This is a genomic window from Peribacillus sp. P4_D6, from assembly GCF_056401795.1.
The window spans coordinates 16,397-28,677 of the sequence record NZ_JBFUIQ010000032.1 but is presented as its reverse complement, the minus strand read 5'-3'; the positions used below and the strand labels follow the sequence as shown (position 1 = coordinate 28,677).

9 protein-coding genes and 3 pseudogenes are annotated in these 12,281 nt (G+C 39.3%); all 12 read left to right on the top strand.

Annotated elements, in window-relative coordinates; translation table 11 throughout:
• Window positions 1–176 precede the first annotated feature (176 nt).
• The 12 genes and pseudogenes from trmFO (at window position 177) to tsf (ending at window position 12,281) form a co-directional block, all read left to right on the top strand.
• On the top strand, window positions 177–1,484 hold the full coding sequence (gene trmFO, locus AC1DVB_RS12405; RefSeq protein ID WP_477589448.1) for an FADH(2)-oxidizing methylenetetrahydrofolate--tRNA-(uracil(54)-C(5))-methyltransferase TrmFO: 1,308 nt from the start codon (window positions 177–179) through the stop codon (window positions 1,482–1,484).
• Window positions 1,485–1,543: 59 nt separating this feature from the next.
• Complete coding sequence (gene xerC / locus AC1DVB_RS12400; protein WP_095678847.1) at window positions 1,544–2,446, top strand: tyrosine recombinase XerC; 903 nt, start codon at window positions 1,544–1,546, stop codon at window positions 2,444–2,446.
• 20 nt (window positions 2,447–2,466) lie between these two features.
• Window positions 2,467–2,994: an HslVU peptidase proteolytic subunit gene (hslV, locus tag AC1DVB_RS12395; RefSeq protein WP_477589446.1), complete on the top strand. Its 528-nt coding sequence runs from the start codon at window positions 2,467–2,469 to the stop codon at window positions 2,992–2,994.
• A 12-nt stretch (window positions 2,995–3,006) separates the two neighbouring features.
• Window positions 3,007–4,416 (top strand): HslU--HslV peptidase ATPase subunit, encoded by a 1,410-nt coding sequence (gene hslU, locus AC1DVB_RS12390; RefSeq protein WP_048684871.1) that lies wholly within the window; start codon window positions 3,007–3,009, stop codon window positions 4,414–4,416.
• 107 nt (window positions 4,417–4,523) lie between these two features.
• A complete protein-coding gene (gene codY, locus AC1DVB_RS12385; protein WP_057278408.1) occupies window positions 4,524–5,303 on the top strand; it encodes a GTP-sensing pleiotropic transcriptional regulator CodY in 780 nt (259 codons plus the stop codon).
• Between the two features lie 960 nt (window positions 5,304–6,263).
• Window positions 6,264–7,321 (top strand): annotated as a pseudogene (locus AC1DVB_RS12380) (protein-glutamate methylesterase/protein-glutamine glutaminase).
• Between the two features lie 26 nt (window positions 7,322–7,347).
• A pseudogene (locus tag AC1DVB_RS12375) lies at window positions 7,348–8,025 on the top strand (Hpt domain-containing protein); the annotation flags it as partial.
• Between the two features lie 4 nt (window positions 8,026–8,029).
• Window positions 8,030–8,437: pseudogene (locus tag AC1DVB_RS12370) on the top strand (chemotaxis protein CheD); the annotation flags it as partial.
• Between the two features lie 127 nt (window positions 8,438–8,564).
• Window positions 8,565–9,329, top strand: coding sequence for a FliA/WhiG family RNA polymerase sigma factor (locus tag AC1DVB_RS12365; protein ID WP_134783235.1), 765 nt, complete (start codon window positions 8,565–8,567; stop codon window positions 9,327–9,329).
• A 261-nt stretch (window positions 9,330–9,590) separates the two neighbouring features.
• The gene (locus AC1DVB_RS12360) at window positions 9,591–10,220 is read left to right on the top strand and encodes a hypothetical protein (protein ID WP_095678843.1); all 630 of its coding nucleotides are present in this window, start codon (window positions 9,591–9,593) and stop codon (window positions 10,218–10,220) included.
• A gap of 154 nt (window positions 10,221–10,374) precedes the next feature.
• On the top strand, window positions 10,375–11,088 hold the full coding sequence (gene rpsB, locus AC1DVB_RS12355) for a 30S ribosomal protein S2 (RefSeq protein ID WP_095678842.1): 714 nt from the start codon (window positions 10,375–10,377) through the stop codon (window positions 11,086–11,088).
• Window positions 11,089–11,396: 308 nt separating this feature from the next.
• The gene (tsf, locus tag AC1DVB_RS12350) at window positions 11,397–12,281 is read left to right on the top strand and encodes a translation elongation factor Ts (protein ID WP_034313641.1); all 885 of its coding nucleotides are present in this window, start codon (window positions 11,397–11,399) and stop codon (window positions 12,279–12,281) included.

The window sequence follows — 12,281 nt, the reverse complement described above, 5'->3', positions numbered from 1 at the left end:
ATTTGCGTCCGTTACCCTTTTAGTGAATAAGGATGGCATATCTTTAAAATAATCGTTAGCAGGAATGAGTATTTCGGGTATAAATACATAGATATCGTTAAAAATGAAACTTCTGGAAAGCAGTTTTAATGATAAATGATCCTGTCTTATCATATCTATACATGGAGGTTCGAAAAATGAAAGAAACAAAAGTAAGTGTAATCGGTGCTGGGCTTGCTGGAAGTGAAGCGGCGTGGCAGTTAGCTAAAAGAGGAATTAAAGTCGATCTATACGAAATGCGCCCTGTAAAACAAACGCCAGCCCATCATACCGATAAATTCGCTGAACTTGTTTGTTCCAATTCACTTCGGGCAAATACGTTAACAAATGCAGTTGGTGTATTAAAAGAAGAAATGCGTATACTGGATTCGGTCATCATGTCCGCAGCGGATGCTTGTGCTGTACCGGCTGGCGGTGCATTAGCTGTTGATCGTCATGAATTTGCCGGTCTTGTTACGGAAAGGGTCAAAAATCATCCAAATGTGACGGTCATTAATGAAGAAGTGACGGAAATTCCGGAAGGTCCTACCGTCATTGCAACCGGTCCGCTTACAAGTCAGTCACTATCTGATAGCTTAAAGCAAATCATGGATGAAGAATACTTGTACTTTTATGATGCTGCCGCACCAATTCTTGAAAAAGACAGCATCAATATGGATAAAGTATATTTGAAATCCCGTTATGATAAAGGGGAAGCGGCTTATTTGAACTGTCCGATGACGGAAGAAGAGTTTGACCGCTTTTATGATGCATTGATTGCTGCTGAAACAGTTCCGCTTAAAGAATTCGAAAAAGAAATCTTTTTTGAAGGCTGCATGCCGATTGAAGTGATGGCATCACGTGGGAAGAAAACGATGTTATTTGGTCCATTGAAGCCTGTTGGCCTAGAAGATCCAAAAACGGGAAAACGCCCTTTTGCTGTAGTTCRATTGCGTCAGGATGATGCGGCAGGAACACTTTACAATATTGTTGGTTTTCAGACACATTTGAAATGGGGGCCGCAAAAAGAAGTATTGCAGCTCATACCTGGATTGGAAAATGCGGAAATTGTACGTTATGGGGTCATGCATAGAAACACTTTCATAAACTCACCTAATGTTTTGAAGCCAACGTACCAATTCAAGAATCGCGATGATTTATTCTTTGCCGGTCAGATGACTGGAGTTGAAGGGTATGTTGAATCGGCTGCGTCGGGACTTGTAGCGGGTATCAATGCTGCAAGGATCGTCGAAGGTTTGGAGCCTATCATTTTCCCTGCGGAGACGACGATGGGCAGCATGGCAAGGTACATAACGTCGACTAATGGTAAGAGCTTCCAGCCGATGAATGCCAACTTTGGATTGCTTCCAGACCTTGAAGTGAGAATCAAATCCAAAAAAGAGCGGAACGAAACACATGCTAAACGCGCTTTGGACACAATTCAGAACTTTGTGAAAAATTTGTAAAATATTTGCCTGCTGTTTTAAAGTATGATACTATTTATTAGCCTTTGCGAGGTGTTTCCATGATTAATCAAAAAAAGGCATTATCATCCTTCATCGAATATTTACAAATTGAAAAGAACAGTTCACATTACACCATTGAAAATTACAAACGTGATATTCACGAATTTTTTCTGTTCCTTAATGAACAGGGGATTGAGGACATCACGTCCGTTGAATATCTTGATGTCCGGTTATATTTAACGAATTTATATGAGAAAAAACTTTCTAAGCGTACTGTTGCAAGAAAAACTTCTTGCTTGCGGAGCCTTTATAAATTTTTACTGCGTGAAGGTGATGTGAAAGATAACCCTTTTTCCCTTGCTTCTTTACCTAAAAAGGATCAAAGACTGCCACGGTTTCTTTATGAGAAGGAAATGGATCAGTTGTTTTCTTCTTTAAAGAAAGATTCACCGATAGGAATAAGGAACAATGCCTTACTGGAATTATTGTATGCTACAGGCATTCGCGTAAGTGAATGTTGTGATATTAAACTGCAGGATATCGATCTTTCCTTGGGGACGGTACTGATCCATGGAAAAGGAAAAAAGGATCGCTACGTTCCGGTTGGTAGATATGCACAGGAAGCGATAGATTTATACATACGTACAGCCAGGATGGAATTGACTTCGTCTGACGCCAAGGCGCATGTTTATTTATTTGTTAATTTTCGTGGAGACCCTCTGACACCTAGGGGAGTTCGCTATATATTGAATGAATTGATTAAAAAGTCAGCCACAGATGGAAGTCTTCATCCCCACATGCTAAGGCATTCGTTTGCTACACACCTATTGAATAATGGGGCGGACATTCGCACGGTTCAGGAATTGCTTGGTCATTCTAAAATTTCATCAACGCAAGTGTATACGCATGTTACAAAAGACCAATTGAAAAAAGTCTACAATGCATCACATCCGCGGCCTTAAATGTTGAAAGGGGACACTTTATGACAACGATATTTGCAGTGCATCATAAAGGTGAATGTGCCATGTCCGGTGATGGGCAGGTTACTTTAGGAAATTCAGTAGTGATGAAGCATACAGCGAGGAAAGTGAGAAAAATCTTTAATGGTAATGTTCTTGCAGGTTTTGCTGGTTCCGTTGCAGATGCATTCACTTTATTTGAGATGTTCGAAGCCAAACTTGAAGAGTATAATGGCAATCTTCAGCGTGCTGCCGTCGAAATGGCAAAGCAATGGAGAAGTGACAATGTTTTGAGAAAGCTGGAAGCAATGCTAGTCGTGATGKATAAGAACCATTTGCTGCTCGTTTCTGGTACCGGGGAAGTAATTGAACCGGATGACGGGATTCTCGCCATAGGATCGGGAGGGAATTATGCACTGGCTGCCGGCAGGGCGTTGATGCGGTTTTCCAGTGACCAATTATCGGCAAAGGAAATCGCTCAATCATCTTTACAAATTGCAGCGGAAATTTGTGTATTTACGAATACGAATATAATCGTGGAAGAGTTGTAAGGAGGAGCGCAAATGTCAAAAAAAGCTAATTTAACACCGAGGCAAATCGTTGAAAAACTGGATCAGTATATCGTTGGGCAGCGTGAGGCAAAACGGGCAGTGGCAGTGGCTCTTCGGAATCGCTACCGACGTTCCCTTCTCTCGGATCAACTTCGTGATGAAGTCGTTCCGAAGAATATATTAATGATTGGACCGACAGGTGTTGGGAAAACAGAAATAGCTCGGAGAATGGCTAAATTGGTAGGTGCTCCTTTTGTAAAAGTTGAAGCAACAAAATTTACGGAAGTCGGGTATGTCGGCCGTGATGTAGAGTCCATGGTTCGTGATTTGGTTGAGACTTCCGTCCGCCTCGTGAAGGAAGAAAAGATGGCCAGCGTAAAGGAACGGGCAGAAGAAAATGCAAATCGCCGCCTAATAGAGTTATTAGTGCCATCAACAAAAAAACAGAGTAATTTCAAGAATCCTCTTGAAGTCTTTTTTGGAGGCAATAACAATCAAGACGAACAGGATCCGGAAGAAAATTCCGAAGATTTAAGTTTGCAGGAAAAAAGAAAAATCGTCGCTGAAAAGCTGGCTAATGGTGAGCTGGAAAGTGAAATGATAACGGTCGAAGTGGAAGAACAGGCTGCTTCGATGTTTGATATGCTCCAAGGTTCGGGAATGGAACAAATGGGGATGAACATGCAGGATGCTTTAGGAAGCTTGATGCCGAAAAAAAGCAAGAAGCGCAAATTGAAAGTAAGTGAAGCGAGAACCGTTTTAACGAATGAAGAAGCGGCAAAATTGATTGATATGGATGAAGTCACTTCAGATGCAGTATACGGGGCTGAGCAAAATGGGATCATCTTCATAGATGAAATAGACAAAATTGCGAGTAAGCAATCTGGAAGTTCATCAGCGGATGTATCAAGAGAGGGTGTCCAAAGGGATATCCTGCCAATAGTTGAAGGTTCAACAGTAGTGACTAAATATGGTTCCGTTAAAACGGATCATGTCCTATTCATTGCTGCAGGGGCCTTTCATATGGCTAAGCCATCCGACCTAATCCCGGAATTACAAGGTAGATTCCCAATTCGTGTAGAATTGAACAAACTGACTGTAGACGACTTTGTACGAATTCTGCATGAACCGGATAATGCCTTGTTAAAACAATATGTTGCTTTATTGGAAACTGAAGGTATAGAAATTGAATTTTCTGACGATGCTGTTCGTAAGATAGCAGAAGTGGCCTTCGAAGTAAATCAAAACACAGACAATATTGGTGCTAGAAGACTTCATACCATTTTGGAACGGTTGCTTGAAGACTTATCTTTTGAAGCTCCGGAAATAACGATGGAGAAGATTACAATTACACCCCAATATGTCGAAGGTAAGCTTGGTTCTATCGCCCGGAACAAAGATTTAAGCCAGTTTATCCTTTAATTAGAAACAATTTTGGCAATAATTTGCCTACGCAATGAACATAAAATTACGGAAATACAACTTCATAGTTATTGTGAACCATGGTATTTTTAGGAGGAACAAATCAAATGAACTTATTAGCAAAAACAAGAAAAATCAATGCAATGCTCCAAAAAGCAGCAGGTAAAGCAGTTAACTTCAAGGAAATGGCTGAGAGTCTAAGTGAAGTTATCGAAGCAAATGTATTCGTCGTCAGCCGCCGCGGGAAATTACTTGGCATCGCGGTAAGTCAGCAAATTGAAAACGAACGCATGTACAAAATGTTGGAAGATAAACAATTCCCTGAAGAGTACACAAAAAACCTGTTCAATATTCCTGAAACCTCTTCGAACCTTGATATCGAAAGTGAATATACTGCTTTCCCAGTCGAAAACAAGGAACTTTTCGCAACTGGATTAACAACGATCGTACCGATTATGGGTGGTGGAGAACGTTTAGGAACATTGGTTCTTGCCCGTTTACAAGAAAAATTTCACGATGATGATTTAATTTTAGCTGAATATGGTGCGACTGTAGTCGGCATGGAAATCCTTCGAGAAAAATCAGAAGAGATAGAAGAGGAAGCTCGTAGTAAAGCTGTCGTTCAAATGGCGATTTCCTCGTTATCTTACAGTGAATTGGAAGCAATAGAGCACATCTTTGAGGAACTTAAAGGTAATGAAGGTCTGCTTGTAGCATCAAAAATTGCGGACCGTGTCGGCATCACCCGTTCCGTTATCGTAAATGCCCTAAGGAAACTGGAAAGTGCAGGGGTCATTGAATCACGCTCTCTTGGAATGAAAGGTACTTATATCAAGGTATTGAACGATAAATTCCTTCTTGAATTAGAGAAGCTTAAAAATAATTAACATATAGAAAGGCAGTCCTTGAAAAAGGGCTGCCTTTTTTTTGATATTTGGATGTGTTACTTGTCCCGGACAAGCAGGCAAATGCGGTGAAGGGCAGGGGGAGGAAGGGAAAAGAGGTAATTCAGGTAAAATGGAAATGTGAATATGGGCATGTTTTCTATTAGAAGCAAAATATAGTTAAGTATTTCTTATAAAGGGAATTATATTATTATAACTGTCAAAATGGTGTAAATGAACGATAGGATAACTTTTTGATTCTTAAAAGACTATCGATAACGGTTTTCAGTCATTAGGGAAATTTGTCGAATGGTTCAACACTTTGATAAAAAGAATTTTTTTCAAAAAAGAAAAAATGCTGTAATCTGTTTCTTTCTTATAAATCCTTTATTTAAAAGGGTGAAATCAACTAAAATAAAATAATTATTTGCAAGTAAATGTGAAAATTAGTTCTAAAGTATCAGGTATATGGGTTGGTTTTTCGATATGATATAAAAGTTAACAGAAGTAAAATTTGGTTAAAATGTAGAATATCATATTATAATGTAAGATTACGTAATATAATAATATAATAATACTAAGAAAAAAAGACAAATTTGAGCAATTTGTGACAATTTTCGACGATGATAGGTCTAAAGTCTATGTATTGTTTATGGACATAGTTATAATGTTTCTTTAAAATTAAAACGTAAATCCGCTGGGTTAATTTTATTGGTAAAGTGATTATCTGTTAATTATAGAAAGAGGTGATCGATGTGGAATTATTTTCGAATACTTTTCAATCACTAGAAAATGCCAAATGCCCTTTCTCCTTTTCGATTCTGAAGCCGATGTATCCAAAGCCATTGTGGACATTACTTCGAGATATGCAAATCATTCATTTGGGGTAGAATTGACTTTGCAAAAAAGCCATTTCCTCCAAAATATGAAGAGATATTTTTTGGGAAAGTAGGCCTCCTTTTTATGGGTAAAGTAAAAGTGCTGATAGTGGACGATTCTGCATTTATGAGAAAGTTAATTTCAGTGTTTTTAGTAGAAGATAGCAGGGGGGAAGTCATCGGGACTGCCAGGAATGGAAGAGATGTCATTGACAAAATAAAGGCTTTAAAACCCGATGTCGTGACTTTGGATGTGGAAAAGCCAATTATGGACGTGTTGGAAGCATTAAACCGGATAATGAATGAATGTCCAACCGCTGTAGTCATGTTATCAAGCACATGAACAGCGGAGCCTTTGACTTTGTAGCTAAACCTTCGGGAGCCGTTTCATTGGATTTACTTAAAATCAAGAAAGAACTCCATGAAAAAGTTATGGCTGCCAGAAGGCAAATGTTCACAAACTAGAAAAAAATGCGAAAAATATTGAAAAAAGCCCATCCGTTTGGGGAAAATATAGTAAAATAGATTCAACTGAATTGTCAAAAAGCGAAAAAAACCAAAAAAAATGGTCCTATAGATTCAAGAAGTTAATAGTCATCGGTACATCATTAGGAGGCCCGAGAGCTCTGCAGACTGTCTTGACAGGACTCTCAGAAATTGATGCTCCCATACATTGTCCAGCATATGCCCCCGGTTTCACGAAATCTTTGGCAACACGCCTGAATTCATTATGCAAGATTAAAGTGAAGGAAGCTGAAGAGGAAGAACTGATTCAAAAAGTTGTCGCTTACATCGCACCTGGAGGTTTTCACTTGAAGATGAGGAAGGTCGGGATGAGTTGGGCAATCCTTTTGGATTAATCCGAAGTGCGTCATGGACATCGCCCGTCGGTTGATGTGCTATTTGAATCGGGTAAGTGAAATGAATGATTCTGCGAAAATAGCCGTTATCATGACCGGGATGGGGATGGACGGGTCGAGTGGACTTACCAATCTTAAACAAAAGGGTCCTTTAAAAGCGATAGCCGAATCACAGGAGACATCAATCGTTTTTGGTATGCCTAAGGCGGCAATCAATACCGAGTTAATAGATAGCGTAGAGGATGTAGAAAAAATAGCTAAAGCGATAATACGCTATTGTTAACACGTGGAGGTGTGAGATTGTATGAAATGAATCAATATTTAGAGGTATTTATAGAAGGAAGTAAAGAACATCTTCAAACGTGCAGCGAACAGTTGCTGGTACTCGAAAAGCACCCGGAAGACCTCTCGATCGTAAACGAAATCTTTCGTTCCGCCCATACCTTAAAAGGGATGTCAGCAACTATGGGATATGAGGGTCTAGCCAATTTAACTCATAAAATGGAGAATGTGCTGGATGCGATCCGAAACAGTCATATCGCCCTTTCTCCTGAATTGTTTGATGTGATATTTTTAGCGGTTGATGATTTAGAAGCAATGGTCATGTCCATTGCTGAAGGTGGAGATGGAAAAAGAAATGTGAAGGATGTTGTCCATCAGCTGGAAATGATTGAAAAAAGGGAGTCGCCCTATTCTTCCACCATTGCAGAGATTGCAGCAGCTTCTGCCGTCCTAGAAAAGAAGGAAATGATTGCGGGAGAGTACGATGAATTTGAATGAACAGTAATTCAACAGTCCAAAGATCAAGGTTTCAACAGCTTCGAAATTTCGATAGGATTGCGTGAGGACTGTCTTTTAAAAGCGGCCAGGGTGTTTATGGTTTTCGAAGTGCTTGAAAAGTTAGGTGAAGTAATCAAGCTGCGCCCACCCGTCGAACTTTTGGAAGGAGAGCAATTCGATCAGCAATTTATGATAACTATGGTAACAACTGTCGTGTGTCGGTGTTGTGATTTATGATGAAAAAAAAGAAATTGCAGGTTTGGCCCATATCATGCTTCCAGACTCTTCACTCGCTAAATCGGGACAGATCAACATTGCCAAATTTGCAGATACGGCGATAAAGGAATTAGTGCAGGTATTAGTCAAAGAAGGCGCAAGAATGCCATTCCTCAAAGCGAAGCTGGCTGGAGGAGCACAAATGTTTCAATTTGCCTCCGGAGGGGATTTAATGAGAATCGGACCCCGGAATGTGGAAGCTGTCCGGAAAGAGTTATCTGACTTGCGGATTAGAATCGTTGCCGAAGATGTTGGTGGGAATAGCGGAAGAACGATTGAATTMAATCTAAATGATTGTCTGCTAAATATACGGACCGTTACAAAAGGGACTAAAAACATATAGGATCGGATTTGGCTTTTGAAAAAACCAAAAATATGACAGGTACATTTGCAACCGAATCATTATTGCATGTATGGCTTTAAGGGCCGTATTGATCACAAATCGTATAACAATGTTAGGAGGATGTCCAATGTCTCATCTGACCATCGAAGAAGAGCAGTTATGTTGGAAAAATTGGGTGGATTGCAGAGATCCGCTAGCCGGGGACATTTTGGTAAAGAAATACATACCTCTCGTATCGTACCATGTTCAACGTATTTCAGTAAGTCTTCCTAAAAATGTGAGCCGGGATGATATAAGGAGTTTAGGGATGATGGGGTTATTCGATGCCCTGGAACGTTTTGATACGAAGCGTGACCTCAAGTTTGACACATATGCATCATTTAGAATTCGTGGTGCCATTTTAGATGGATTAAGAAAAGAGGATTGGCTTCCACGGAGTGCAAGAGATAAAGCCAAGAAAATTGAATCTGCAATAGAGAAGCTGGAGCAGCAATACATGAGGAACCTTTCGCCAACTGAGATTGCCGCTGAATTGAATATTCCGGAAGATGAAGTATATGCTGCATTAAATGAGAATTTCTTTGCCAATGTACTATCGATGGATGAAAATCCCCAAGAGGACGATAAAGAAAGCGCGAATTTTCATATTAAAGATGAAAAGGCGGATTTACCTGAGGAACATGTGTTAAGGGACGAACTGTATGAGGAATTAGCCAAAGTCATTGAAACCCTAAATGAAAAAGAACAGTTGGTTTTACAGCTTTTTTATAAAGAAGAACTGACGTTAACCGAAATCGGACAAGTGATGAGCCTATCTACGTCACGGATATCCCAAATTCACTCGAAAGCGATCTATAAATTAAGAAACACGATGCAAGATCAAAAGATTTAATGAAGATACTTCCATTGAAGAGGGCTATGGAGTCTGGAAGGCATAAGGGATTCCTATTGAACGAAGAAAGCCCTGTAAATCAACTTGATAGAATTTTTACGGATACCTGCATCAATAAATGTTTCGAAATCACAGAATGTTCGAACTGTACTTTGTCAAGAAGAGAATAGGGAAAGTAATCAAGTAAAAACAACAGTGAAAAAAGATCCCCATCCGTTTAAAGGTAACAGGATTGACTATTCCGGTTAATTAGGAGGCAGTATGTCAGCATTTTTTATATTTCTGTTGTTTGTATTGAACATATTCACCATTTTTGCCATCATCGTTTTATATCTTCGCCAAAATCGTTTAAGCATGTTGGAAAAAGACCAAAAAGCCGTCATTGGAGAAATGGAACAACTTTTGTCTGGTTATTTAATGGAGATGAAAGAGGATAACGAGACACTGGTAAAGGCAATTAACAATTCGGTGGCAATGAATCCTGAGCATGGACAAAAAGGACAAGAACATAGTTCAATCAAAGAAACAAAGAAAGAAAAACAAGAACAAAACATTCTGCTAGAGTATAAAGCGGGAAGTCGTGCCGCCGCTAAAAAGCAGGCAATTAACGCTTATAAAATAATGCCTGAAAAAAATGAGGCTAATGCTTTACCCGTAAAAGTCGAGGACAAATTGGAACTTGCATCGGCTGCCACTTCCCCTCAAAATCAAGGGAAGCCGGCTGCCAAGGAATTTTCGGACATGCTGCAGGCTTCGTTAAATGAACGGTCATTAAATGAAAAAGTGGATATGTTAGCGGATCAAGGACATTCAATAGAGGAAATCGCCAAAAAGTTAGGTCGCGGTCGAACGGAGATAGAGCTATTACTAAAGTTTCGCATGAATAGATAAACTTATCTCTTGATTGTGCAGAGTCATTATGATATATTATGAAATGGTGTTAATACACACGCCCCGTGATTCTTGCAGATGGTGCTGTTACGACAGTTTCTGTATGAAAATGATCGGTGCGGAGGAAAAACAAAACCATTTAGGAGGAACTAAAATGTCAGTCATTTCTATGAAACAATTGCTTGAAGCTGGTGTGCATTTCGGACACCAAACACGTCGCTGGAACCCAAAAATGAAGAAATATATCTTCACTGAGCGTAACGGCATCTACATCATCGACCTTCAAAAAACAGTTAAAAAGGTTGAAGAAGCTTATAACTTCGTGAAGGAACTAGCTGCTAACGGCGGTACTGTTCTATTCGTCGGAACTAAAAAACAAGCACAAGAATCTGTTAAAGAAGAAGCTATCCGTTCTGGTATGTACTATGTAAACCAACGTTGGTTAGGCGGAACTTTAACAAACTTTGAAACAATCCAAAAACGTATCACTCGTCTTAAAAATATCGAAAAAATGGAAGAAAACGGAACTTTCGAAGTTCTTCCTAAAAAAGAAGTTATCCAACTTAAAAAAGAATGGGATCGCTTAGAGAAATTCTTAGGCGGTATTAAAGATATGAAGACTCTTCCAGATGCGATCTTCGTTATCGACCCACGCAAAGAGCGTATTGCTGTTGCGGAAGCACACAAATTACACATTCCACTTGTTGGTATCGTTGATACAAACTGTGATCCGGATGAAATCGATGTAGTTATTCCTGCGAATGACGATGCAATCCGTGCTGTTAAATTATTAACAGGTAAAATGGCAGATGCTATCTTAGAAGCTAAACAAGGCGAAGAAACAGCAACTGAAACAACTACTGCTTAATAAGTAAAAAAGGTTGCTTATTCAGTAAGAAAAAAGGTGATAAGAGGATAATGCCTTTTATCCCTTTTTTTTGCACTAAATAAACATACATAAAATCACTGTACGGAATGTCTTTTTTAAAAGGTATGGGCGATTTTTAAGGGATGAAAATCATCAGCTGGTTTAGTTCCGTCATATTGACTGAAAAAGTGGATGTTTTTCGGAAATATTGTCAAAGCTCGTTATTTTCTTTGATGATAACAAGTATTTTTTGGTAATAATGGGTAAAGATTGAATAAACTGCACTTAATTTGAGGAGGATATATATTATGGCAATCACTGCACAATTAGTTAAAGAATTGCGTGAAAAAACTGGTGCCGGTATGATGGACTGTAAAAAGGCACTTGTACAAACAGAAGGCGATATGGAAAAGGCAATCGATTTCCTACGTGAAAAAGGAATTGCAAAAGCTGCTAATAAAGGCGACCGTATCGCTGCTGAAGGTTTAACTTCAATCGTTGTTGAAGGAAACCAAGCGGTTATTCTTGAAGTGAACTCTGAAACTGATTTCGTTGCTAAAAACGAAGGCTTCCAAATTCTTGTTAAGGAATTGGCTGGGTTCCTTCTTGCGAACAAACCTGAAAGCGTTGAAGCTGCTCTTGAGCAAACAATGGAAAATGGAGCAAAAGTTGCAGATCATATCAATGCTGCTGTTGCTAAAATTGGGGAAAAATTAACTCTTCGCCGTTTCCAAGTCGTTTCTAAAACAGATAACGACGCATTTGGTGCATACCTTCACATGGGTGGACGCATCAGCGTACTATCAGTTCTTGAAGGTACAACTGACGAAGAGGCAGCTAAAAGCGTTTCAATGCATATTGCTGCAATTAACCCTAAATATATCTCTCGCGACCAAGTGGATGCTAGCGAATTAGAACGCGAACGCGAAGTTCTTACGCAGCAAGCTCTTAATGAAGGAAAACCTGAAAAAATCGTTGCGAAAATGGTTGAAGGACGTATCAATAAATTCTACGAAGAAATCTGTGTTAACGAACAAGCTTTCGTTAAGAACCCTGATCAAAAAGTGGGACAATTCGTTGAATCAAAAGGCGGAAAAATCCAATCATTCGTTCGTTATGAAGTAGGGGAAGGTCTTGAAAAACGTCAAGAAAACTTTGCTGAAGAAGTAATGAACCAAGTTAAAAAAGACTAA

What these genes read in the sequence shown, in the direction of transcription:
- codY (WP_057278408.1), top strand. Translation starts at nt 4,524, where the DNA reads ATGAACTTATTAGCAAAAACAAGAAAAATCAATGCAATGCTCCAAAAA.
- xerC (WP_095678847.1), top strand. Translation starts at nt 1,544, where the DNA reads ATGATTAATCAAAAAAAGGCATTATCATCCTTCATCGAATATTTACAA.
- tsf (WP_034313641.1), top strand. Translation starts at nt 11,397, where the DNA reads ATGGCAATCACTGCACAATTAGTTAAAGAATTGCGTGAAAAAACTGGT.
- hslU (WP_048684871.1), top strand. Translation starts at nt 3,007, where the DNA reads ATGTCAAAAAAAGCTAATTTAACACCGAGGCAAATCGTTGAAAAACTG.
- AC1DVB_RS12360 (WP_095678843.1), top strand. Translation starts at nt 9,591, where the DNA reads ATGTCAGCATTTTTTATATTTCTGTTGTTTGTATTGAACATATTCACC.
- AC1DVB_RS12365 (WP_134783235.1), top strand. Translation starts at nt 8,565, where the DNA reads ATGTCTCATCTGACCATCGAAGAAGAGCAGTTATGTTGGAAAAATTGG.
- rpsB (WP_095678842.1), top strand. Translation starts at nt 10,375, where the DNA reads ATGTCAGTCATTTCTATGAAACAATTGCTTGAAGCTGGTGTGCATTTC.